Annotated in this window: 23 protein-coding genes; 15 read left to right on the forward strand and 8 right to left on the reverse strand. The window is 56.2% G+C overall.

The window, feature by feature from the left end; translation table 11 throughout:
• Nucleotides 1–3: 3 nt before the first annotated feature.
• Complete coding sequence (locus ATO67_RS19575; RefSeq protein ID WP_067653088.1) at nt 4–1782, reverse strand: heparinase II/III domain-containing protein; 1779 nt, start codon at nt 1780–1782, stop codon at nt 4–6.
• Nucleotides 1783–2006: 224 nt separating this feature from the next.
• Here ATO67_RS19575 and ATO67_RS19580 point away from each other — a divergent pair, with 224 nt between their 5' ends.
• From ATO67_RS19580 to ATO67_RS19615, 8 genes are all read left to right on the forward strand, one after another.
• Nucleotides 2007–2951, forward strand: a complete 945-nt coding sequence (locus ATO67_RS19580) for a carbohydrate ABC transporter permease (RefSeq protein WP_103087166.1) — start codon at nt 2007–2009, stop codon at nt 2949–2951.
• Between the two features lie 4 nt (nt 2952–2955).
• Entirely contained in the window at nt 2956–3792 is an 837-nt protein-coding gene (locus ATO67_RS19585; RefSeq protein ID WP_067653091.1) for a carbohydrate ABC transporter permease, read from the forward strand.
• A gap of 4 nt (nt 3793–3796) precedes the next feature.
• On the forward strand, nt 3797–4969 hold the full coding sequence (locus tag ATO67_RS19590) for a glycoside hydrolase family 88 protein (protein ID WP_067653093.1): 1173 nt from the start codon (nt 3797–3799) through the stop codon (nt 4967–4969).
• Nucleotides 4970–4984: 15 nt separating this feature from the next.
• Complete coding sequence (locus ATO67_RS19595; protein ID WP_067653095.1) at nt 4985–6094, forward strand: ABC transporter ATP-binding protein; 1110 nt, start codon at nt 4985–4987, stop codon at nt 6092–6094.
• 15 nt (nt 6095–6109) lie between these two features.
• Complete coding sequence (locus tag ATO67_RS19600; RefSeq protein WP_245304035.1) at nt 6110–6802, forward strand: DUF624 domain-containing protein; 693 nt, start codon at nt 6110–6112, stop codon at nt 6800–6802.
• Nucleotides 6803–6838: 36 nt separating this feature from the next.
• A complete protein-coding gene (locus tag ATO67_RS19605) occupies nt 6839–8119 on the forward strand; it encodes an ABC transporter substrate-binding protein (RefSeq protein WP_067653099.1) in 1281 nt (426 codons plus the stop codon).
• A gap of 64 nt (nt 8120–8183) precedes the next feature.
• Complete coding sequence (locus tag ATO67_RS19610; protein ID WP_067653101.1) at nt 8184–10049, forward strand: DUF2264 domain-containing protein; 1866 nt, start codon at nt 8184–8186, stop codon at nt 10047–10049.
• A gap of 5 nt (nt 10050–10054) precedes the next feature.
• Entirely contained in the window at nt 10055–11692 is a 1638-nt protein-coding gene (locus tag ATO67_RS19615; RefSeq protein WP_067653103.1) for an acyltransferase, read from the forward strand.
• Nucleotides 11693–11762: 70 nt separating this feature from the next.
• Here the strand turns inward: ATO67_RS19615 and ATO67_RS19620 are convergent, their stop codons facing one another.
• The gene (locus ATO67_RS19620) at nt 11763–13337 is read right to left on the reverse strand and encodes an LTA synthase family protein (protein ID WP_245304040.1); all 1575 of its coding nucleotides are present in this window, start codon (nt 13335–13337) and stop codon (nt 11763–11765) included.
• A 140-nt stretch (nt 13338–13477) separates the two neighbouring features.
• Here ATO67_RS19620 and ATO67_RS19625 point away from each other — a divergent pair, with 140 nt between their 5' ends.
• On the forward strand, nt 13478–14374 hold the full coding sequence (locus ATO67_RS19625) for a lysylphosphatidylglycerol synthase transmembrane domain-containing protein (protein WP_245304036.1): 897 nt from the start codon (nt 13478–13480) through the stop codon (nt 14372–14374).
• Nucleotides 14375–14453: 79 nt separating this feature from the next.
• Here ATO67_RS19625 and ATO67_RS19630 read toward each other — a convergent pair whose 3' ends face one another.
• Both ATO67_RS19630 and ribA read right to left on the reverse strand, forming a co-directional pair.
• Nucleotides 14454–15218: a CDP-alcohol phosphatidyltransferase family protein gene (locus ATO67_RS19630; protein WP_082760343.1), complete on the reverse strand. Its 765-nt coding sequence runs from the start codon at nt 15216–15218 to the stop codon at nt 14454–14456.
• Nucleotides 15219–15240: 22 nt separating this feature from the next.
• Nucleotides 15241–16347 (reverse strand): GTP cyclohydrolase II RibA, encoded by a 1107-nt coding sequence (gene ribA, locus ATO67_RS19635; protein WP_067653105.1) that lies wholly within the window; start codon nt 16345–16347, stop codon nt 15241–15243.
• Between the two features lie 251 nt (nt 16348–16598).
• On the opposite strand from ribA, the gene ATO67_RS19640 reads away from it, so the two are divergent.
• From ATO67_RS19640 to ATO67_RS19655, 4 genes are read left to right on the forward strand one after another with little or no spacing between them, the layout of a single operon-like run.
• Nucleotides 16599–17501 carry a zinc-dependent alcohol dehydrogenase gene (locus ATO67_RS19640; RefSeq protein WP_245304037.1) on the forward strand — a complete coding sequence of 301 codons (903 nt, stop codon included), beginning with the start codon at nt 16599–16601 and terminating at the stop codon, nt 17499–17501.
• 13 nt (nt 17502–17514) lie between these two features.
• Nucleotides 17515–17913, forward strand: coding sequence for a 6-pyruvoyl trahydropterin synthase family protein (locus tag ATO67_RS19645; protein WP_067653107.1), 399 nt, complete (start codon nt 17515–17517; stop codon nt 17911–17913).
• The gene (locus ATO67_RS19650) at nt 17910–18956 is read left to right on the forward strand and encodes a glycosyltransferase family 4 protein (protein WP_067653109.1); all 1047 of its coding nucleotides are present in this window, start codon (nt 17910–17912) and stop codon (nt 18954–18956) included. The genes ATO67_RS19645 and ATO67_RS19650 overlap by 4 nt, the downstream gene beginning before the upstream one ends.
• Entirely contained in the window at nt 18953–19750 is a 798-nt protein-coding gene (locus ATO67_RS19655) for a class I SAM-dependent methyltransferase (RefSeq protein ID WP_067653111.1), read from the forward strand. Before ATO67_RS19650 ends, ATO67_RS19655 begins: the two co-directional genes overlap by 4 nt.
• Here the strand turns inward: ATO67_RS19655 and ATO67_RS19660 are convergent.
• The gene (locus tag ATO67_RS19660; RefSeq protein WP_067653113.1) at nt 19679–20512 is read right to left on the reverse strand and encodes a RibD family protein; all 834 of its coding nucleotides are present in this window, start codon (nt 20510–20512) and stop codon (nt 19679–19681) included. The genes ATO67_RS19655 and ATO67_RS19660 overlap by 72 nt on opposite strands.
• A gap of 13 nt (nt 20513–20525) precedes the next feature.
• Nucleotides 20526–21059 carry a cytochrome b gene (locus tag ATO67_RS19665; protein WP_067653115.1) on the reverse strand — a complete coding sequence of 178 codons (534 nt, stop codon included), beginning with the start codon at nt 21057–21059 and terminating at the stop codon, nt 20526–20528.
• A gap of 182 nt (nt 21060–21241) precedes the next feature.
• Here ATO67_RS19665 and ATO67_RS19670 point away from each other — a divergent pair, with 182 nt between their 5' ends.
• The gene (locus ATO67_RS19670) at nt 21242–21628 is read left to right on the forward strand and encodes a DUF6180 family protein (RefSeq protein WP_067653117.1); all 387 of its coding nucleotides are present in this window, start codon (nt 21242–21244) and stop codon (nt 21626–21628) included.
• A gap of 8 nt (nt 21629–21636) precedes the next feature.
• Nucleotides 21637–22113 (forward strand): heme-degrading domain-containing protein, encoded by a 477-nt coding sequence (locus ATO67_RS19675; RefSeq protein WP_245417698.1) that lies wholly within the window; start codon nt 21637–21639, stop codon nt 22111–22113.
• Between the two features lie 158 nt (nt 22114–22271).
• Here ATO67_RS19675 and ATO67_RS19680 read toward each other — a convergent pair whose 3' ends face one another.
• Both ATO67_RS19680 and ATO67_RS19685 read right to left on the reverse strand, forming a co-directional pair.
• On the reverse strand, nt 22272–22406 hold the full coding sequence (locus ATO67_RS19680; protein ID WP_245304038.1) for a hypothetical protein: 135 nt from the start codon (nt 22404–22406) through the stop codon (nt 22272–22274).
• A 23-nt stretch (nt 22407–22429) separates the two neighbouring features.
• Complete coding sequence (locus ATO67_RS19685) at nt 22430–22630, reverse strand: winged helix-turn-helix domain-containing protein (RefSeq protein WP_082760346.1); 201 nt, start codon at nt 22628–22630, stop codon at nt 22430–22432.
• Nucleotides 22631–22754 lie beyond the last annotated feature (124 nt).

Genomic DNA, 22754 nt, shown 5'->3' on the forward strand with positions numbered 1-22754 from the left:
CCCTTAGCGGATAACGAGGTGAAGGCGTTTGCCTTTGAGCGGAATGAGAATGCGGTAAATGGCTTCAGGCCACGACTGGCGTAGGCGCGGATCATCGATCTTGATCGTATCGATGGTGAGGACTTCCGCATTTTCGATATCGATGGAACCGAGGTCACCCAAAACCAACATATCGCCAGTAATACGAGGCTTTTCGACCGTCATGAGTGACAGAACGGCATCGCGCTCGCCCTCGTGATCATCGATGATCTCGACATGTTTGCCACGGATGAGGCGAACGGTTCTGGTGTAGCTTTGGACACCGGCCTCCGGCGGATAAGCACCGGCAAGGTCGAGCGATATTTCGGCGTGCTCTTGCGCAAAATTGACGCAGAAATCGCGGGCCGCAAAGGCCTCGCCATCCTCCTGCATCACACCGCCAAAGCTGGGCAAGTTGTGGAAGGCCGATTGCATGGTCCAGATGTCGTACCGCTGCGGCGAGAAGGTCTTGGCCGTATAGGTTTCCACACCGACATCGATGAGGAAAGGACGTCCGTGCTTGTAAAGCGTGATGCTGCCGACATCATTGTGGTTATGGCTTTCGCCATTGTTGCCGCCCTTGACGGCGAGATCGAAGATATCATCGCGGGCGATGGCGAGCGCTATGCCGGGGTAAAACATATCGACTTTTGCGGGTGGCCTGAAACTAGCCTCGGCCAGTTCACCTTCTCCCAGAGCCGATTGTACGCGATACCAGAGGTTCCATTCATCCTGCATTAGATGCTTGGACGAGCGCTTCCAGCGATCTACGGCGAAGGCCTGGAGCTGAGGTGATGCGACGGCTTTGCCGACGAGATATTCACGAAGGCCGCTGGTTTCGAACCGCGCCGGGGCGTCTGCGAAATTGAAAAACTGGTCGTCTGCCACATGCATATGCCGGATGAATTCGGCCATACTGCGGAGCTTGTTTTCGCGCAGAACTGCGCCCGTCACGCCTGGAGCGGCCTCCTCCAGAACTGCGAGGCCTGTGAATAGGCACAGCGTCGCATGGCCGTAGTAGAGAGCGCCCTCTTCGCATGCTCCATCATCCGCGTAGTCTTTTTGGAAGGCATCGAGACTTTTTAACCCCTGCTCGACAACGGCGCGGCGTGTGACCTGATCGGTGGGCCGCAAAAATGTCGAGAGAAGGACGTTCTGCGTGATCCACGCCGTCCAGTTGTTCATCCGCTCATCGCCATTGCCCATCCACCAGAAGTGGCGCGAGAGATATGGCTTTGTGATGCGCTGATCGATTTCGCTGGATATCCGCGTGGCAAGGATAGTGTCCAGCTGGGGGGCGAGCAGGTGCGAGACCAGCGCCAGATTGGCCGACGTTTCCGCCGCGAAGAGATCGATGACCGGGTTCTGAGGATCGGGAAGCGGGGTGCGTGGACCGCCACGGACATGGGAATTATGCGCGGGCAGCTGCCAGCCGCTTTCCTCGCAGATGAGCCACAAGCCGTCGATAATTTCAGGTAGGAACCGTCCTACGGCTTCGATGCATTCGCCCAGAACCAGCGCGTTCAGCTTGACGCGGCGGGCGAAATAGAGGGCCTCGAAGCGCGAGCGGTTGCCGTTCTGGGTATATTCCATGTAGTCGCTGGCGAGGATGGTGGACCACGGCTCATCAAGGGCCTTCACGGCGGCATTGATGAGCTCTGCGCGGCTGGCCTGCGACGCTGAGTAGCGGATGCGTTCAGCCGTGACATCGGCTGCGAAATCACCCAGCCGATCCGGCAGGAGCTGTATCAACTCTGCAAACACGCCCTCGACCTCCCGCGCGTTCGATGTTCGTTAGGAAAGGCTCCTATCATACGTCTTTTCAAATCTCCAGAGAATTTGTCTGATGTTATGCAAACTTGTTTGACCAATGTAGATTTTGTGCTATCAAAACGGCAGGAGGCATCAGGTGAAAATCTGATCGCAGGAGATGTTGCAGCGGTCTGCGCCGATCATGACGACGGCTGGCCGACAATGGGAGGAATGCCGTGGCCATTGCGACCGCGTCTGACACGCAGGCGGCCCCATACCGCAAAAAGAAGGTACAGATCGTTTCCAAGAGACGACGCCGGATCGAAAATGCGTTGATCGCCTACTCCTTCATTGCCCCGAATTTTCTTGGCTTCGCCATCTTCACGCTCGGCCCCATTCTCTTCGCCTTCGCGCTGGCGTTCATGCATTGGGACGGCTCCAACGCCATGAGTTTTGCGGGGCTGGATAATTTCTGGCGACTGTTTGAAGACAAGGCGTTCATCTCGGCTTTTTGGAACACGATCGTCTATACCGTTGTTTCGGTGCCTGCCACGCTGGCCTGTGCGCTTGGTTTGGCGGTTCTGCTGAACCAGAAAATCTTCGGGCGCGACTTCTTCCGCACCGCCATGTTCTTTCCCTATGTCGCTTCGCTGGTGGCCGTGGCTGTGGTCTGGAACATGATTTTCAACCCCGAAATGGGGCCGGTTAACATGCTGCTCTATACGCTGGGCATGGACCCAGCCGATATGCCTGGCTGGGCGGCGGACCGACATTGGGCGATGGTGACCGTCATACTCTTCGGCATATGGAAGAGCATGGGTTACTATATGGTGATCTATCTTGCCGGGCTTCAGGGCATCAATTCCGAGCTTTACGAGGCGGCCGGTCTGGACGGCGCCAATGCCTGGCAGAAGTTCATCCACGTCACCCTACCGCAGCTGGCACCGACGACGTTTTTCGTGACCGTCATGCTGACCATCCAGTCGTTCAAGGTTTTTGATCAGGTCTATATGATCACCCAAGGCGGTCCCGGCACATCCACGCTTGTTCTGGTCTACCACATCTATAACGAAGCCTTCATTTCCTGGGACCTCGGTTATTCCAGCATGATTGCGCTCGTTCTCTTCTTCCTCGTGCTGGCCGTCACCGTCGTCCAGTTCAAACGGCAGCGGGAGGACTGAAGCGATGCGCATCATGGGCCGAAAAGTCACCGTTGGAACGATCGCCGTCTATGCCACGGTCATTGCGATCACCATCGTCATGCTGCTGCCGTTTGTTTGGATGCTCTCGGCATCACTCAAGCTCAGCCGCGATGTTTTCGCATTTCCCATTGAATGGATACCGGCGCAGCCGCGCTGGGAAAACTACACCGAGATATGGACGAAAATTCCGCTGGCGCTGTTCATCTACAACACGTCCAAGCTTACGATCATCGTCACGATCATGCAGTTGCTGACCTCGAGTTTCGCAGCCTATGCCTTTGCCAAGTTGCACTTTCCCTACAAGAACACGCTGTTCCTCGGCTATATCGCCACCATCGCCATGCCGTGGCAGGTTTATATGGTGCCGCAGTTCCTGTTGATGCGGGAATTCGGCCTTAACAACACCCATCTAGCATTGATCCTGCTGCAGGCCTTCACTGCATTCGGCGTGTTTCTAATGCGGCAGTTCTATATGTCGATACCCAACGAGTTGTGCGAGGCGGCGCGCATTGATGGCATGAACGAGTACCAGATCTGGGCGAAAATCATGTTGCCGCTGTCCAAGCCTGCGCTCTCGACGCTGACGATCTTCACCTTTGTCACGACCTGGAATGATTTTCTCGGGCCAATGATCTACCTGACGAAAACCGAGCTGAAGACCATCCAGATCGGGCTTCGCATGTTCATTTCGCAATATTCGGCGGAATACGGGCTGATCATGGCCGCGTCCGTGGTGGCGTTGATCCCGGTTCTCATCGTTTTCCTGGCGTTGCAACGTTTCTTCGTCGAAGGCGTCGCTTCCTCGGGGATCAAGGGTTGAAACCATGCTGAATTTTACCAACACCCAACCGAACCCGATCACCTCTGCCGAAGTCGATGCGGCGATGGCAACGGCTGTTGAACAGGTGCGGCGCAACCTGCCGGAGTTCACCTACAAAGCGCAAAACCATTCCAGCGTCGGCAATTTTTATCCCGCCGTTGCCAACGACCAGTGGACCGCCGGTTTCTGGCCCGGGCAGATATGGCTTGCCTTCGAGCATACGGGCGACAAGGTGTTTCAGCATGCGGCGCAGATACAGGTACAGAGCTTTCTTCACCGGATCGAAAACCGCATCGAGACAGACCATCACGACATGGGCTTTCTCTATTCACCCTCCTGCATTGCCGCATGGAAATTGGTGGGGGATGAGGATGGACGGCGCGCAGCCTTGATGGCGGCCGATCAGTTGATGGAGCGTTTCCAGCCCGTAGGCCAGTTCATTCAGGCTTGGGGCCGCAAGGGCAATCCGAATGAATATCGCTATATCATCGACTGCCTGCTGAATCTGCCGCTGCTCTATTGGGCCGCCGAGCAGACGGGTCGTGAGGACTATCGCGATGTTGCGCTAGCGCATGCGCGCACCACGCTTGCCCATTCCGTCCGAGCTGACGATTCCACCTATCATACCTTCTACATGAACCCGGACACCGGCGCGCCTGTGCGGGGCGTCACGAAACAGGGCTACAGCGACGAGAGCTATTGGGCGCGTGGGCAAGCCTGGGGCATCGCCGGAATGGCATTTTCCTATCGCTACGAGCGCCTGCCTGCCTATCGCGATGCGTTCGAGCGGTTGCTAGCCTTCTATCTGAAACGCCTGCCCTCCAATCTCGTGCCATACTGGGACCTCGTCTTTACAGAGAAAGACGGCGAGCCGCGCGACAGTTCGGCGGCGGCCATCGTCGCCTGCGGCCTGTTGGAAATGGCCGATCTGGAAGAGCCGGAGAAGGCGGAGCAATATCGCGATCTGGCCCGTCGCATGGTGAAAAGCCTTGTCGATAGCTATTCGGTGAAGGACCCCACGATTTCCAACGGACAGCTTCTGCACGGCACCTATTCGAAGAAAACGCCGCACAACACCTGCCGCGGCGAAGGCGTCGATGAGTGTGTATCCTGGGGCGATTATTATTATCTGGAAGCACTGACGCGACTGCCGCGCAACTGGGCTTCCTACTGGTGAGCGCGTGAGGGACATATGGCAAGCATTTCGCTGAAAAAACTCAACAAGACCTTCGGTGCGCTCAAGGTCGTCCACGATATCGATCTGGAAATTGCCGACAAGGAATTCATCATTCTGGTCGGCCCGTCCGGCTGCGGCAAATCCACGACGTTGCGCATGATTGCCGGGCTGGAGGAGATTTCCGGCGGCGAGCTGCGGATTGGCGACGATGTGATGAATGACGTGCCGTCGAAAGACCGCGACATCGCCATGGTGTTCCAGAACTACGCGCTGTATCCGCATATGACCGTTTACAAGAACATGGCCTTTGGGTTGCAACTGAGAAAAGCACCGCGCGATTTCATCGATGACAAAGTGAAGGAAGCGGCCAATATTCTCGACATCACCCACCTTTTGAACCGCAAGCCGAAAGCGCTTTCCGGCGGGCAGCGGCAGCGTGTGGCGCTGGGACGCGCCATGGTGCGCAACCCGGAGGTCTTTCTTCTCGATGAGCCGCTATCCAATCTGGATGCCAAGCTGCGCGGCACAATGCGGGCAGAAATCAGCAAGCTGCACAAGCGGCTGAATGCGACCTTCATCTATGTGACGCATGACCAGATAGAAGCGATGACGATGGCCGACCGCATTGTGGTAATGAAGGACGGCCACATTCAGCAGGTAGACACGCCACAGCAACTGTACGACCGGCCTATCAATATGTTCGTTGCTGGCTTCATCGGCGCGCCGCAGATGAATATGCTACCGGTGACGTTAAAGCGCGACGGTGAACGTTTCACGGCCGTCTTCGATGGGAAGCCGATGCCTTTGCCTGCCAGCATAGATTCCGAGCGGCTGCGCCCTTATGAAAACAAGGACGTCATTCTCGGCATCCGTCCCGAGAATTTTCACGAGTTTGCACCTGCTGATATCGACGCGGCCAACACAGTGCCCTTCAATGCCACGCTGGAGCTGGCCGAGCCGATGGGGTCGGAGGTTCACCTCAACCTCGTCGCAAGCGGCAAGGCGCTGATCGCGCGCGTGTCGCCGCGTTTCAAGGGCAGACTGGGCGACGATATCACCCTCATTGCCGACCTGACCGGCGCGCAGGTTTTCGACCCGGAAACCGAACGTTCCATTCTCTACTGAACCGCTGGGAGGCGCATGATGCAATGGCTTGAAGGATTATGGACAAGGGAGGGAGCCGGGATCGATAAGGATGCCCCGCGTCCCACCGGCCTTGCCCTGTTCTTCGATATTCTGAAGCGTGAGTGGTGGGAGCTGGTGAAGCTCAACCTGCTGTTCCTGATAGCCAGTTTGCCAGTCGTGACCATTCCTGCGGCAACGCTCGCCATGGCGCGGGTGTCTCGCTCCATCGTATCAGATGAAAACACCTATCTGTTACGCGATTTTATCGAGGCGTTACGGCGCTATGCGTGGCGTGGCACGTTGCTGATGGTGGTGTGCGCAGCAATGACAGCCGCCAGCTTCTATGCCGTCATCACCTATGCAAAAGCGTTGCCGGATATGCTGATCTACAGCCTGCCCTTGGCGATCAGTATCGTCATGACGCTGTTTATCAGCCTGGTATCCGCTTATGCAATTGTACTGACTGTGACGCGCGATCTACCGCCTTTCGGCCTGTTTCGGCAGGCGGCATTGCTGGCGCTGGTGAAGCCGCTTCCGATGCTGGCAGCACTGGCTTTCGTCGCAGCGCTTTGGCTTGCGCACATCCTGTTTTATCCGGTGTCGGTGTTCATGCCTGCCACCATCAACTTTTCGCTTGGCATCTTCACTATGTGCTTTGCAGCACGGCATATCGAGACCTTTGACATCAAAGGGACGCGCTACCGATAAGATCAATAAACAACACAGTCCGGGAGGAAACCGACTATGGAATTCAACACGACACGACGTGCATTCGCTTTGGCCACCGCAGGCATCGGCCTTGCCATGAGTATGGGTGGGGCAGCGTTTGCGCAGAGCGATGCGCCGGTGACCCTGAAATGGGCGCTGTGGGATTTGGATAAAGGTGCCTATTTCAAGCCCCTGATGGATGCCTATAAAGCCAAGCATCCCAATGTAAGTTTCGAGCCTGTCGATCTGGGTTCGCAGGACTACACACAGATGATTTCGACCCAGCTGACAGGCGGTTCGAAAGACATCGACATCGTCACCATCAAGGATGTGCCGGGTTACGCCAACCTCGTACGCGCGGGTAACATAACCGATCTCAGCAGCTACATGAAAGACCAGAAGATCGATCCGGCAGGTTATGGCGGGCTGATCGAGGAACTGACGGTGGATGGCAAGATTTACGCATTGCCGTTCCGCTCCGATTTCTGGATCGTCTATTACAACAAGGATATTTTCGACAAGGCGGGCGTTCCCTACCCCACCAATGACATGACATGGGCGCAGTTCGATGAGATCGCCACGAAACTAAAGGGCGGCATGGGCCAGAACCGAGTCTATGGTGCGCTTCTGCACACATGGCGCTCGACCGTGCAACTGCCCGGCATTCAGGACGGCAAGCAGACTCTGGTCGATGGCAAGTACGAGTTTCTGAAACCCTGGTATGAGCGGGCACTGGCCCTGCAAAAGAGTGGCGCTATCCCGTCATATGCATCGCTGAAAACCTCCAACACCCATTATTCGGCGCTGTTCTTCAACGGTACCATCGGCATGTTGCCAATGGGCACATGGTTCATGGGAACACAGATCGCTAAGGTGAAATCCGGCGAATCCAAAAGCGCCAATTGGGGCATCGTTAAGTTCCCGCATCCCGATGGCGTGGAGGCAGGCACGACGGCGGCGCAAATCTCCGGTCTGTCGGTCAACTCCAATTCGGCACACAAGGAAGCCGCACTTGATTTCATCAAGTTCGTGACCGGCCCCGAAGGTGCGGCAATCGTCGCATCGACCGGCACTTTCCCAGCGCTGAGATCGGACACTGTTGCGCAGACAATCGCAGCGCTTCCAGGCTTTCCGCAGGACCAGAACAGCAAGGATGCGCTGAAAGCTGGCAAGGCCTATCTGGAAATGGCCGTCAATCCCAATGCCGCAAAAATCGAAGTCGTGCTGAACCGCGTCCACGACGCGCTCATGACCGACAACATCTCCATCGATGACGGCATCAAGGATATGGACGACGGCGTAAAAGCCATCAAGTAATTATCAGACGGTCGCGGGTCTCCCGCGACCGTCATTTTTATGACCTGTTTTCGGAAGACATGCCGTGAATCACGATAGCGCCAAGGCCAACCCCCTTTTTCACAATCCGCTGCTGACCAGAGACGATCTTGCAAACGCGGTAATGGATCTGTTCAACCCGCTTCTGCCGTATTTTTCCGAAGGCGGGGCGCGTGTGCGGCTAAGCGCCACGGGTGCGATCTTCGATTACCCGGCAGCGGAATTGGAAGGATTTGCGCGCCCGCTTTGGGGCATCGCTCCGCTGGCGGCAGGAGGCTACGACTTCCCGCACTGGGACCTGTACCGGCGTGGTCTGGCGAATGGTACCAACCCTGATCACGCCGAATATTGGGGCGATATTTCAGATCGCAACCAGCGGCTTGTGGAATTGGCGGCTATTGGTTTTGCGCTGGCCATGGTGCCGCAGCACATCTGGGAGCCCATGAGCGAAGCCGACAAAAAGGTTGTCGCTGCCTATCTGTTGGCAGCGCGCGAACGGGAATTCGTGGATAATAACTGGAAGTTCTTTCGTGTGCTCGTCGATCTTGGTCTGGAGCGGGTGGGCGTTGCTTTCGACACATCGAAGACGCACGCCTATCTCGATGAGTTGGAAGCTTTCGATATCGGCGATGGCTGGTACCGCGATGGACCGGTGCGGCGGGTCGACCACTATGTTCCCTTCGCCATGCATTTCTACGGGCTGATTTATGCGGTCCTTGCCAAGGGCGATGACGCGCGCAAAACCCGGCTGCTTCAGCGCTCCAAGCGCTTCGCCAGCGATATCCGCCACTGGTTCGGGCCGGATGGTGCCTCTCTCGCCTTTGGCCGCAGCCAAACCTATCGCTTTGCCGCGGGCGGCTTCTGGGGTGGGCTTGCGTTTGCCGACCTCGAAGCGCTGCCGTGGTCTCAGGTCAAAGGGTATTATATGCGCCACATCAGATGGTGGGCAAAGCTGCCGATCTGTGATCGCGACGGCGTGTTATCCATCGGTTACGGTTATCCCAACCTGTTGATGAGCGAGAGCTATAACTCCCCTTGCTCGCCCTATTGGGCACTCAAGTTCTTCTTGCCACTGGCACTGCCCAGCGACCATCCATTCTGGGCAGCACAGGAAGCAGAGCCTGAAACTTTTTCCCAGCCGGTGCCGTTGCCGCAACCCGGCATGGTCGCGTTCCACACACCCGGCAATGTTGTCGTTCTCTCCTCGGGCCAACAGCATGACAAGATGCGGGGCGCCCAGGAAAAATACTCGAAATTCGTCTATTCGACACGCTACGCGTTCAACATCGAGGCAGACGACAGGCACTTTCTTGCTGCAAGTTTCGACGGGATGCTGGGCCTATCCGAAGACGGCGTACACTTCCGTGCGCGTGAGACGATGGAAGAGGCTTTGATTGCCAAAGACTGCCTCTACTCGCGCTGGAGACCATGGGCGGACGTCACCATTGAGACGTGGCTTGTGCCACAGAGCCCTTGGCACATCAGGCTGCATCGCATCCGCACCCCGCGTCCCGTGCAGACATCCGAAGGCGGATTTGCCATAGAACGAGCCGATTTCAACCGTGACAAAACAGAAGAGGGGGAAGGCCGCGCCGTCTGTTATGGACAGACCGACACAAGCGCCATCGTCGATCTTTCGACTGACATCCGGCGGGTCGGCCTCTGCCATCAGGCAATCGCCAACACCAATCTCATACATGCCAGAACCCTTGTTCCGCAATTGCGAGGCACAATTGCGTCAGGCGAGACGCTTCTTGTAACGGCCTGCGTGGCGCAACCCGCTAGCAAGGGAGCCGAAGCGTCATTGCACCCATTGCCTGTTACTCCTGATTTATCCGAGTTGGAAGAACTGTTCAGGCGTGAGGCACAGCGGGTTCCGGCCTTTGCCCTCAACGAAAGTCGCGAGGGCTAACGCAGATGACGGACGAACCGCCGATGATGTCCCAAAGGTCGGATCGGCTGAATATCGTGACCTGGGAACGGAAACAGGAGGATATCGACAGTCCCGACCATCAAGCGCGTTTGCAAGGTTTGAAGCACTCTTCCAACGCTCATTTCGGGCCAGGCGTCTACATCGCCGCCAAAGCCGAGGTGCATACGGACAGATTGATAATGGGTGCGCAGTCGTGGATTGCCGGTTACGCAATTGTCCGCGGCGATATTGAACTCGGCGAAAACGTGTCGATTAACCCCTATGCTTGCATTTCTGGAAAGGCCAGGATCGGCAACGGCGTGCGTATCGCCTCCCACGTCAGCATTGTCGGTTTCAACCATGGTTTCGATGATACCGAGACCCCCATCTACCGCCAACCTTTGACCTCGCTGGGCATAGAGATCAGCGACGACGTCTGGATCGGCGCCAATGCAGTCGTTCTCGACGGCGTAAAAATAGGACGTGGAGCGATTATTGCCGCAGGTGCGGTGGTGGCGAAGGACATTCCCGCCATGGCCATAGCGGGCGGCGTTCCCGCCCGGGTTTTGAGATATCGGGGCGAGAAGGCGCACGCTACAAAACAGCAGGAAACCGAGCCCCTGCTACGTGAAGTCGGCGAGGAGATCGCAGGAGACTGGCGGGCCGTCATTCGCTTCCATGAAAAGGGCGGGATCTATCGTTCCGCCGACGCATCGGGAAATGAAGTCGAAAGCGCCAGGAATCTGTGCGATGCCATTGAGATCGCCGCCGCCTTCGGAGAGCAAGGAACCGTCTTCGACGCCGAAAAAACCGTGGCTGACCTTCAGGCGATGCAAGACAACAAAACGGGGCTATTTTTTGCCGCCAAGCACAGCCTTTCTTCGCCGCCGGAACAAGACCCCAATGTCCTCTATAATATTCTGTCAGCTGGATATGCGCTGGAATGTTTCGGTGCAGCCCCCAAGCGCCCAATCGCTTTCGTGGAGAATATGTCTGCCGACGAACTCATTCACCTTCTGGAAAGCCTGCCTTGGCAAAGCCGGGCATGGCACTGTGGTGCTACCGTAGACGCTATCGCTACGGCGCAATATTTCAACAGGCGATATTTCACATCCGGCAAAAACCTCGCCGTTCTTTTCGGCTGGCTGGCAATGAATGCCAATAAAACCACCGGGCTTTGGGGAGAACCAACGACCGCACAGGGTCTGTTGCAACCGGTGAATGGCTTTTACCGGCTCACTCGAGGCTCTTACGCCCAGTTCGGACTGCCCGTCCCCTATCCGCAAGCGGTAATCGATTCCGTTATTGCTAATTACCGCGCCTATGGGACGTTTAATGGTGAGAATTATAACGCCTGCAACCTGCTCGACACGATCCATCCACTTCTTCTGTGTCTGAAACAGACCGATCACCGGCGAGAGGAGGCAAAAGAGATTGCCCGCGACACTGTACGACGGATTGGAAGACATTGGCAAAAGGACCGTGGTTTTCCATTCTCAGAAGGACACTCTCCTGGGCTACAGGGTACAGAAATGTGGATGTCTGTACTTTGGCTCGCGGCGAAGCTCCTCGGCGAAGAGCAACTCCTGCCGTTCAAGCCGATGGGCGTTCATCGGTTTGAACCAGTCGAAACCTTAGCGTGACACCATTTATGATTGAGAGGAAATCGCCTCTGGGCCATGGTGAGGCTTGAAGAGAATTTTCGGTTGGGTGCTACCTGCCGCTAAGTGCATCGATCAGCAACTGACGTAGCTCGTTCATAGGCCACTCACGCGTCGCATTCGTGGGTGTCATACTCGCCGTAAAACCATCAACCTGAAACCGGGTGAGAAGCCGTGCATCATCCGTAACGATATGGATCGGTACGGCTCTCGATGCGCCCGGGCCTGTTATGATGGATGCAGGTTGGTGATCACCGAGGATGATATAGACGGTGCCAGGGCCCTGTCGCGCCATAAAGTCGCCCAGAGTTGCAAGCGAATAATCGATGGTCTGGATATACTGGCTGCGCACCCGGTCGGGATTGGCCCAGACGACGGAAGGAGGATCGCCGCTGGTTGCTTGATCATTGAAAGCCGATCCATCGCCAACCTCGTTCCAATCGATGAGCCTCGGCACAGGCGTCCATGGGGCGTGGCTGGAGATGAGAGCGATTTCCGCCATCACGTTCTCTCCCCGTGCATGGGCAGGCTTTACCGTAAGACGATCAAAGGCGGACAATGTGTATTGGTCCGGCATGGTGACCCAGTTGAAGGGTTTGCCGCGATATTCGAGACCCGACGCCGAAAGGATTTGATCATAGCCGAAATATTCGGCCTCGGGCCAGTCCATGGTAATGGCGGGCATGACGGCGACAGTATGCCAACCAGCCTGAGAGAACAGTCGATTGAAGCTCGGTTGTTGGCTGATCATCAGGCGGTCGTAGCGAGCCTGACTATCCACCCAAAGGCCAGACAGCAATGTGCCGTGCGCCAGCCAACTGAGCCCGCCGACGGTTGGAGAGGTGACCCATCCGCTTGCCGCATGCAGGCCCGCCGCTTCGATCTGCGTTTCGACTGCGGACAAGCGCGATGAGGTCACGCCTGCATATTTCGGGTCTTCGACCGCAGATCGGCCGTAGGATTCCACAAAGATCAAGATGACATCCTTGCCCTTCATGGCCTGAAAGAGGTCGTTTCCATCCCGAGGGCCACGTCCTTTTGCAAGTTCCTGCTCAAAAACCTGCATGTCCGCTACAGAACGGACGACAAGACCAAGTCTCGCCGACAGATATGTGGGCGTTCCAAACTCGACCTGCGGCTTGCCGAGCAAAAGAACAGGCCCGCCGATGGCAAAGATCGCTGCAAAAGCGCCAAGCAGGAAGTGTCGCAGATGTCCGCGGGCCTCAGCCATCCACCGCAGCGATTTGAGAAAGACGGTTGCCACCAGCAGGACGAGGATTATGCCGCCCCCCAGAGCGGCCACGGCTGTGGGCGTCCCTATCGTGCCAGATATGAGATTCCAGCCATCAGCCAGCATTTTTAGATCGAGGTAGGGATTGAACTGCCGCTGAAATGCGCTCTGCACTCCGATATCTGCGATCTTCAGAAAGAGAACCAGAAAGATGAGAAAGGCCGAGAGCAGAATGATGACACGCCTCAACCAGCCGCTAGTCACCAGCACCAGAAGAGCTATAACCGGCCACTCCAATGGCAGGCGCAGGAACGCGCCTACGCCGATTGCATCGGGATGATCTGGCAAGATGAAGGCCAGAAAAGCGGTGGCAGAGAAAAGCACTGCACCGATCACGGCTTTCAAGTTATCGTGTTCTCGAACTGCCCTAATTTTTCCAATCACTCTAATCCGCTCCCCTTTTCCGGACGTATAAATCTGTCAGAAAAACACTCATATTATAAAGGCCCCCGCGCTTGAACAAAATGCGAATAGTCGTGTCCGTCATTACTGTGGCAGTTCTCGTCACGATTATCCTTCGCACGGATTTGACAGCGCTCAACCAATCGCTATCGCGCATTTCATGGGTCGCGGTCGTAAGTTGTCTCGCGCTTGTGCAGGTGCAGATCGTATTTTCTGCCTTGCGTTGGCGCTTCACCTCCCGTCGTCTGGGCCAGAACATTCCGCCACTCAAGGCAATCCGTGAATATTATGTCGCGAGCCTTCTTAACCAGACATTGCCGGGAGGTATGAGCGGTGATGCCGTAAGAGCATGGAGAATGCGGAGCGATGAACCGGGCGGATGGAAACAACCGGCAAAGGCGGTTCTTTTCGAGAGACTGTCGGGGCAGATCGCCCTCTTCATTCTGGCATTGATCGGGCTCGCTGTCTGGCCGATCGTCACAAATGCCAATTTCGGTCAACATAAGCGGCATTACCTTGTTTTTGCCGGAGCACTGATTTCGGTTGCTATAATTATTCTGCTTTGGAAAAAGTGGCGTGGTGCCGCCGGGAGCGCCCTGCGCACGAGCGTTCTGGATGTTTTTGTAAGGCGGAAGGCCTGGCTGTTTCACGCAGTTACGAGCGTCGTCATCCTCTCTGCATATATCGGCGTATTTTTCATTGCGGCCAAAGCTACCGGATCCGACCTGTCCTGGGTCGCCTGTGTAACGATCATCCCTTTTTGCCTCGTGGCAATGCTGATACCGACCGGCTTCGGTGGCTGGGGCACCCGTGAGGCTGCGGCTATGGCTCTCTGGCCGATGCTCGGCGCGGCGTCCGTGGACGGTCTTGCTGCGAGCATTACTTATGGTTGGCTTTCGCTTGCCGGTGCAGCCCCCGGCGTCGTTTTCCTCACTATCGCAGCATTCGAAAAACGGCCATGCCACGCCTGAGGCAGGCCTCACGGAAACGCTACCCGTGCAAGAACATCGCAGTTCGAAACCCGTGAAGACCGGAGGTTGGTGGCGACCGTCACACTGCCATCCACCGGCGTAGCAAATAGAAAATATCTATGGCAAAGGACATGACCAGCATCGCCAGAGCGGCAGCGGCTAAATAGGCAGAAACCGACACTGTGACGGCAGGAACCAAAATCAGGCACAGGGTCGAAACTTGCAACACGCAAACGAACTTGCGGCGCAGCGAGGGTGGAAGATCGCCATTGAGAAACGGCGCAGCCCAGCCTGCGGCGACAAAAAGGTATCGCATCAAACCAATCAGAAGCACCCACGCGCCTGCCTTGTCCAGCATGGCGGCGGCCACTGATAGGATCAGGATGAGGAAGGCATCCACCTCCATGTCGAAACGCGCACCAAGCTCAGATTCCTGCCGATATCGGCGTGCGAGATAACCGTCGATGCCATCCAGCGACAGCGCGAAGACGACGACACCCACCAATATCCACAGAACCGTATCTGCCGTGTGCAGACTTTCGAAACACAGGACCGTGGCGCCCGTCAGGCTGACGAGAGAGGCGCGAAAGGCCGTTACAATATTGGCGTAACCGAACCGGCGGTGGGGATACTTCGGGAGAAGATACACCACGAAACCGAAGATGATGGACAGGGAGACAACGGCAGAGGCCACGAAGTCCCAGCCTAATGCCATTTCCGTACGAACCAGCAATGCAACGACAATCGTGCCCAGCATCAGACAGGCAAGATGCCCCAATGTATTTTGGACAAGAGGTTCTCTACCCTTGAGACTATTGGGCATCACGCCATCGATCAGTGCCATTCATTCACCCCGTCCACGCATTTCACTCGGCCGCAATCAGTGCCTTCAAATCCATGAGATGCCCGGCACGAAGGGTCTTTGTGCGAAGATAGTTCTCGTTTTCTGCAGTCACGGTTCCTGTCACCGGCGTGCGCGCATCCACTTCAATGCCCCCTGCCCTGATCGCACTGATTTTTGTGGGATTGTTGGTATAAACAGCAACCTTTGAAATATTCAGATGCCGAAGCATGGCGATAGCCGCCTCGTATCTCCGGTGATCCGCTGCAAGACCGAGTTCAGCGTCTGCATCGATCGTATCAAGGCCAAGGTGCTGATACCCATATGCACGCATTTTCGCGCCGATACCCGTGCCGCGCCCCTCCTGATCGAGATAAAGCAGAACCCCGCCGCCAGCTTGTTTCAGCAACGCCAATCCATTACGAAGCTGATCCCCGCAATCGCATTTCAGCGACCCGCAAAGATCGCCGGTGACGCATGAGGAGTGGATGCGTATCGGCACGGTACGCGAGACATCCGGCTTGCCAACGACGATGGCGATTTGATCTTTTTGTGCAAGCCCACCCCGGAAAACGATAAATTCGGAATCCCCCAAATCCTTGAGAGGAACGCGTGTACAAACGACTTTTTCAAAGCGTTGGCGAGCAACGTCTGCGCCCTTAAGGCGATCCGCCGATAACGCGCAGCATCCTGCAAAGCTGCCGGGCGAGGTCGAGACATCGGCAAGCACCATAGCCGGGAGAAGAAGCGCGATCCGCGCCAGTTCTGCTGTTTGCGACGCAAGTTCGTCCGCTTCCACCCACTTGGCAGGCCTGTCAGCGCCAAGCACATAGGATAGTGTGGAGGCTTGTTCGAAATTCACGCCAGACAAGGACGTCAATACATCTCCGTTGCCGACTATGCCGAGCCGTGTGGCGCGTGGAGCCGTGAGCAAGAGTGAATGCCGGTTCTCGGTGGCCATGGCGAATTGATCGTAAATCGAGGGCGCGACGGCATCCAGCGCCAGAACGGCCATCTGTCTCTCGCCCGAAGACAAGAGAATGGGGCGACCATAACGAAGCTCCGCGACGGCGCGCTCGACTTCGATCTCAGGTGTGGTGAACTGAAAAGGTGGCTGACTTAAAGACGACATATGACATGCTCTCCCTGGACGTTATTATTCTTTACGGAGAAGATCGTGCGTGGATTTCTCGGGGGCAAAAATTTATTTCGGCATTGCGCACGGAACAAAACGCGCCTCTCGGCAATACGCTCCATTGAAGAACGACTTATGGGATCACGCTTTTGGCATCTTCTACCGGCACCGAAGAACGGCGCAAACAAAAAACAAGTCGGGCACTGTGGATCGAGCATGCAAATCATTGCGCGATAAGGGAAGAGAGCTTGGGGCCGCTCGGTCCCGACGGGGTATTCGTCCGAAGTCTCTACAGCGGCGTCAGTCGGGGCACAGAATCCCTCGTCTTCAACGGAGCCGTGCCGCCTGGCGAATTCGTGCGGATGCGCGGACCTCACATGGGCGGCGACTTTTCGTTTCCGGTGAAATATGGCTATTCCTCCGTCGGGATCGTGGAGTGGGGGCCAGAGGAACTGATAGGCAAAATCGTCTTCTGTCTTCATCCCCATCAGGATTTTTTCATCACGACGAAAAACATGGTTTCCGTACTGCCGGAAAATCTCCCACCCGCCCGCGCCGTGCTGGCGGCAAACATGGAGACTGCGCTCAACATCGTTTGGGATGCTCTCGTCCAGCCAGGCGACCGCGTTGCAGTCTTTGGTGGTGGCGTCGTCGGAACGCTTATTGCAAACCTCGTCAGCCGAATCGCGGGAACGGAGACCGTTCTCGTTGATAGCAACCCCATGCGCCGCACTCACGTGCAAGCCATGGGCATCACCTTCGCGGAGGCGGGTACTCTGGATGGAGAATTCGACGTGCTCATCAATGCTTCGGCATCTGGGGCGGCTCTTGCTGCTGCCATTCAGCATGCGGGAACCGAAGCGCGGATCGTGGAGGCGAGTTGGTACGGTGATAAGCCGATCACCATATCGCTGGGTGGTGCGTTTCATTCCAAGCGACTTTCACTCATCAGCTCACAGGTCGGGTCAATTCCTGCGATGCGCAAGGGACGCTGGAGCTTTTCGCGCCGGATGACAAAAGCGCTTGAACTGCTACGCGACGACCGCCTCGACCATCTGATTTCTGGCGAGACAGCCTTTGCTGATCTAGCAACCGATTATTCACGTATCCTGTCCGGGCAGGACACACTTTGCCATCGCATCCGCTACTAACGAAAGAGACACTATGTTCGCAGTCGAAGTCAGAGACCACATCATGATCGCCCACAGCCTTCCACGACCGGTTTTCGGCCCGGCACAGGGGATGCACGGCGCAACCTTCGTCGTAGATGCGGCCTTCTTCACCAAAGACGTCGATGAGGACAGCCTGGCCGTCGACATCGGGGCAGCGACGACTGTCCTTTCGGAAGTGCTGAAGCCCCTTAATTACCAGAACCTGGACGAACTTAGTATCTTCAAAGGCAAGATCAGCACGACGGAAGTGATCGCGAAGCATATTTTCGATGAGCTTGCCGCTGCGGTTGCCGCGAAGCGTCTTGGTCCCGGCAGCCACCGTATCTCGCGCCTGAAAATAACGCTGCACGAATCGCATGCAGCGCGTGGATGGTATGAGGCCGATCTTTGAAAAAACGCTTCACTTTCGCATATTCCGGAAATCTTGAACTCAAGACCGGGGGATATGGCTATGACCGCGAAGTCATAAAGGGCCTGCGTGACCTCGGCTGGCATATCGACCTTCTGGCGCTCGGAGACGGATTTCCATCACCTTCCGCGGAAACGCTGGAGGAAGCGGAGAAGCGCCTCTCTGCCCTCGAGGACGACGCGCTCGTGATGATCGATGGCCTTGCCTTCGGCGTTATGAATGAGTGGGCAAAACGGGATGCACAGCGCCTGAGGATTATTGCTCTTGTTCACCATCCGCTGGCACTTGAAACCGGATTGAATGAAGAGCAGCAGGACCTCCTGCGCAACAGCGAAAGAGCAGCGCTTGCGGCCACGCGCCATGTCGTAGTGACGTCGCCAATGACCGCGGGCGAGTTGGCGAAGAACTTCGACGTGCCCCCTCATAAAATCACGGTGGCAGTTCCGGGGACCATGAAGCCGCCCGTCCAACGTCAGCAGCAGAACGATATCCCGCAGATCCTTTCGGTCGGCTCTCTCACAAAACGCAAAGGATATGACATCCTGATTGCCGCACTTGAAAAAGTCTCCGATCTTCCCTGGCGGGCAATGATCATCGGAAATCCAACTCTCGACCCGCCTGTCACAGATGCTCTGGCAGAGCAGATCAGGATGGGGAAGCTATCGGATCGCGTTATTCTGGCTGGGGAGTCCGACAATCTCGCTCCCGCTTACGCACAAGCCGACATCTTCGCGCTTGCCAGTCGATATGAGGGTTACGGCATGGTCTTTGCCGAAGCCCTGTCGCATGGTCTGCCGATCGTCGCGTGCAAAGCGGGCGCAGTGCCTGATGTCGTTCCTGAAGATTCTGGCTTTCTGGTTCCGGTAGACGACGTGGACGCGATAGCGGGCGCACTGAGGACGCTGTTAAGCGATCCCCGGGAACGCAAACGACGTGCAACAGCCGCAGCACGCGCTGGTGCACTGTTACCGGCTTGGGCGGACACATCGGAAATCATTTCGAACGCACTGAAAGAATTTGCATGAGTGGCTTTGAGACGAACTGGCTGACACTTCGGGAACCGGCGGACCGCGACGCGCGCGCAGAATCGCTTCTCGAGATGGTCCACGCGCATCTGAGTGCACTTCCACCGCCTCACGTCATCATGGACATCGGGTGCGGCACCGGATCAACCTACCGAACGCTCTCCCCTGCATTACCGGAAGCCGCATGGAAACTTCTTGATTACGAGACTGTCCTGTTGGACGAGGCCAAGCGCGAAATTGGAGCCCGGGACAACATAGAGTTTCACTGTCAGGATCTGAACAAGCTGGACGAAACGCTGTTTGACGATGTTGCTATCGTGACAGCATCAGCCCTTTTTGATCTGTGCTCAGGTCAGTTCTGCAGCCGCTTCGTTGACCTGCTCACTCGGCGCAAGATCGGCCTATACGCTGCTCTTAACTACGATGGCGTCATAGATTGGTCTGTCGATCATCCGCTGGATAAGCAGGTGGTGGCGGATTTCAATCGTCACCAGCAATCCGATAAAGGCTTTGGACCAGCGCTTGGGCCAGACGCTTCCGATCATCTCTCTGCTTTGTGCGAGGCTAGCGGCTTCACTGTGAAAACGGCGTCGAGCCCATGGCGACTTGACCCCGAGACAGCTGAATTACAGAATGAATTTCTGCTCGGCTTCAGCCGTCCGATTCACGAAATCGGAAACATTAGCGATGCTGATTTCAAAGGATGGCTTGACTTCCGTCTGTCACACATTGGCGTAAAGAACAGCGTCTGCACCGTCGGACATACGGATATCCTGGCTCTCCCGCGCACTTGAAGTCGCCCTTGTTTTCAGGCGGCAATCGAAAAGCACATCGCTGCCCAGTGCGTACACCTCCGCCATCGGACGATGTGCATTACAAAGCTCGGCGATCGGGGGCAAGGAAATGCCACATGGTCCAGACCCGATAATCAGGGGTGCGATGGCAACGTGTAGACGGTCGACAAGGTTGGCGTCGATAAAGCGAGCAATCGTTCTTGCTCCACCTTCCACGAGGACTCGCTTCAAACCGCGTTGCGTAAGAGCGTCGAGAATATGGGAGGGGTCTAGCCCGGCTGGCCCGCGCCTGAGCTTTACCACATCAAAATCTCGTGACGTTTGCGCCGCATCATGTCCCTGGATAATGATGACAGGAGCCCCACCATCGTGAAACAGCCCCTCATTCCCTGTCAGTTCGCCGCGACAATCGATGATGACACGGGTCGGGCTTGGACCACTTACCTCGCGGACAGAAAGGCGCGGATTATCGTTCTGGATAGTACCGATCCCAACGATGACCGCATCGACAAGGGCGCGGCAACGGTGGAGATGCGCAAGCCCATCCGGGCCGGATATGTCGCGCGCGTCTCCGCTCGGCGTCGCAACACGACCGTCCAGAGACTGGCCCACCTGCGCCAGCACAAAACCGTCTTTTGCAGACGCGATCGGGCCGTAGAGCGCCAAGGCAGCATCGGCATCTTTTCTGCTAAGGACATCGTTGCCATCACGGATGGAAAGAAGCCGTCTCCAGAGCCCATCAGTGATGTTGAGGTTGCGCATCGACGCTCCTTGTCTAAAGAATACGATATAGCGTGGCGTCCCGGCGTATCAGTCGGTGGAATATTACCGCCACGACGTGTAACGCAAAAAGCCCGAAAACGATCCACGCGCTCCATTCGTGGATGGCGGACAATAAGGGAGCGATCTGCGCAGATTTGCCAAGAGGACTCCAGATCGGCACCAGCCCGAACCATTGCAGTGGAAAGCCGTGGGCATTGGTTGCCAGAAATCCCGACACCGGCATGATGATGAGAAAGATATAGATCAAGCCATGGACCATGTGCGCGGCGATGCGTTCTATGGCTGGCCCCTGGATTGGAGGGGCCGGTGTGTACAGCCGGGCGCCGACCCTCATCAACATGACCCAGAGTATCAGAAATCCGAGACTTTCATGGATGAGATAAAAATCGAGCTTCACCTCGTCCTTTACGAACCCGATCATCAGACCCATCGGCCATGTCAGAAAAACGAGCAGCGCGACGATCCAGTGCAGAACCCGCGAAATTCGACTGTACCTCGCAACATCATATGCCGAATCGTGGGCCATTCTCTTTCTCCTCCGAGAACCTAGCGACGTTCCACCATACCGGTAAATGATACTGTTTACGAAGCAGGAAACTTGAGCCCTCTAGTTGCAGATCGGAACGACGGGGAACGCACCCACTTGCCATTCCATTTGCGCCCGGGAATAAAGGTGAAACATGTTGTATACCGCTGTTGGAGGAACGGATGAAGAAAACTTCGACACTCATGATCGCAGCCGCCGCAGCATTTCTGGGACAAGCTGTGCCTGTCCTCGCGCAAAGCAATGACTTCAATCTCACCTATTACGTCGAGCGAACCTCCGAAGCTGCACTCGACATCGAAACCTGCGGCGCAATTGTTGAAGACGCTGCCGCCAAGGCAGGTTACGAGGCAAATGTACAGCGTTTCCCGGGACAGCTAGTCCTTGTCAGCGGAGGGAAGGAGGGCCAAGGTGTCTTCACCGTTCAATGCATTTCAGTAGAGAAGACGACCGTAAGCGTGGTTCAGGGTATCGACTACCGCAACAAGAAAGCCTCTCTCGGCGAATATGCTGATAAAGTTCAAGCGGCGATCATGGCCGCAAAGAAGTAAACTGGAACATGACCGTGACCCAAGCGACCCCGACCATCGACAGCGTGATTGCTGAAGAAGCATTGCTTCATATTCCGACGTTCCATTATGACTTCGCCTGGACGCTCGGGAGTATCATCCGACAGAAAGCGGCAGAGAAACATTATCCTGTCGCAATCGAGGTTCGTCATGGAAACGACGTCGTGTTCGCCACGCTGCTGCCAGGGGCAACGATCGACAACTTCGGCTGGACCAAACGCAAATGCGCGGTCGTCCATCGCTTTCATCGCAGCTCCCTCAGGGTCAGGCTTGAATCGGCAGCAAAGGGATACGATTTCAACGCGAAGTTCGGGTTGCCAATCACTGAGTACGTCGCCAGTGGTGGTGGGTTTCCGCTGATCCTGCAAGGAAGTACACTTGTCGGCTCAGTTGCCGTCAGCGGACTTCCGGATGTTGAGGACCATGCGCTAATTACGGATGGTCTCAAGATAATGCTGGGCGTTTGAGGACGTGAGCGACATTTGCTCTTTCTGCTTGCATCTAGCCTTACGCCGAAACCTGCCACCTCACTCCAGGCCGCAAGCTCAGAGCTGGCTCGGGAAATATGGAAAGCTAGGAAAAGTAGAATGTCTGCCTGACTTCGCCTGAGATGCCACCTCACTGATCAGAACCCATTCGCCCATTCTCTGCGTCCGAAGGACATGATGCGCCAGAGGTTTTCGACGGGGTTCAGCTTTGGGGATTTCGGCGGGAGTGGTAGGATGGTGATGTTTTCAGGCACGATGAGATTGTTGGACATATGCCAGCCTGCCTGATCCATAGTTAGAATGGCGTGCGCGTTTTCGTCGATACGGCAACCGATTGGTGTTGCGCGTGATGTTTGGGCCGGGCGGCAAGCTTATGATAGCCCATGGGCCGGACTTCACGGTTCAGCGTTTGCTCGCTCACAATACGAAACTCTTCCCAAAGCCATTGAGCCAGATCGCACAGACGCCAGCGAACAACACCGTAGAGATAAGGCATCGGGCCACGCTCGTTTGCCTGCGCCAGAGCCGCACGTTCCTGATCGTTCGGTAATCCCCCCGTTTTTAACGGGGCTCAGCAGTAGAATTCATGCTGCCATTTTCAGTTTTTGCCTCGGCGTGAT

Source organism: Agrobacterium bohemicum, assembly GCF_001562555.1.
In the GTDB taxonomy this organism is placed as follows: domain Bacteria; phylum Pseudomonadota; class Alphaproteobacteria; order Rhizobiales; family Rhizobiaceae; genus Agrobacterium; species Agrobacterium bohemicum.

Bases quoted from the DNA above. Each gene is read 5' to 3' on its own strand.
- ATO67_RS19585 (WP_067653091.1), top strand. From the start codon at position 2,956: ATGCGCATCATGGGCCGAAAAGTCACCGTTGGAACGATCGCCGTCTAT.
- ATO67_RS19590 (WP_067653093.1), top strand. From the start codon at position 3,797: ATGCTGAATTTTACCAACACCCAACCGAACCCGATCACCTCTGCCGAA.
- ATO67_RS19595 (WP_067653095.1), top strand. From the start codon at position 4,985: ATGGCAAGCATTTCGCTGAAAAAACTCAACAAGACCTTCGGTGCGCTC.
- ATO67_RS19600 (WP_245304035.1), top strand. From the start codon at position 6,110: ATGATGCAATGGCTTGAAGGATTATGGACAAGGGAGGGAGCCGGGATC.
- ATO67_RS19605 (WP_067653099.1), top strand. From the start codon at position 6,839: ATGGAATTCAACACGACACGACGTGCATTCGCTTTGGCCACCGCAGGC.
- ATO67_RS19615 (WP_067653103.1), top strand. From the start codon at position 10,055: ATGACGGACGAACCGCCGATGATGTCCCAAAGGTCGGATCGGCTGAAT.
- ATO67_RS19630 (WP_082760343.1), bottom strand. From the start codon at position 15,218: ATGGCACTGATCGATGGCGTGATGCCCAATAGTCTCAAGGGTAGAGAA.
- ribA (WP_067653105.1), bottom strand. From the start codon at position 16,347: ATGTCGTCTTTAAGTCAGCCACCTTTTCAGTTCACCACACCTGAGATC.
- ATO67_RS19645 (WP_067653107.1), top strand. From the start codon at position 17,515: ATGTTCGCAGTCGAAGTCAGAGACCACATCATGATCGCCCACAGCCTT.
- ATO67_RS19655 (WP_067653111.1), top strand. From the start codon at position 18,953: ATGAGTGGCTTTGAGACGAACTGGCTGACACTTCGGGAACCGGCGGAC.
- ATO67_RS19660 (WP_067653113.1), bottom strand. From the start codon at position 20,512: ATGCGCAACCTCAACATCACTGATGGGCTCTGGAGACGGCTTCTTTCC.
- ATO67_RS19665 (WP_067653115.1), bottom strand. From the start codon at position 21,059: ATGGCCCACGATTCGGCATATGATGTTGCGAGGTACAGTCGAATTTCG.
- ATO67_RS19670 (WP_067653117.1), top strand. From the start codon at position 21,242: ATGAAGAAAACTTCGACACTCATGATCGCAGCCGCCGCAGCATTTCTG.
- ATO67_RS19675 (WP_245417698.1), top strand. From the start codon at position 21,637: ATGACCGTGACCCAAGCGACCCCGACCATCGACAGCGTGATTGCTGAA.
- ATO67_RS19680 (WP_245304038.1), bottom strand. From the start codon at position 22,406: ATGTCCAACAATCTCATCGTGCCTGAAAACATCACCATCCTACCACTC.
- ATO67_RS19685 (WP_082760346.1), bottom strand. From the start codon at position 22,630: ATGCCTTATCTCTACGGTGTTGTTCGCTGGCGTCTGTGCGATCTGGCT.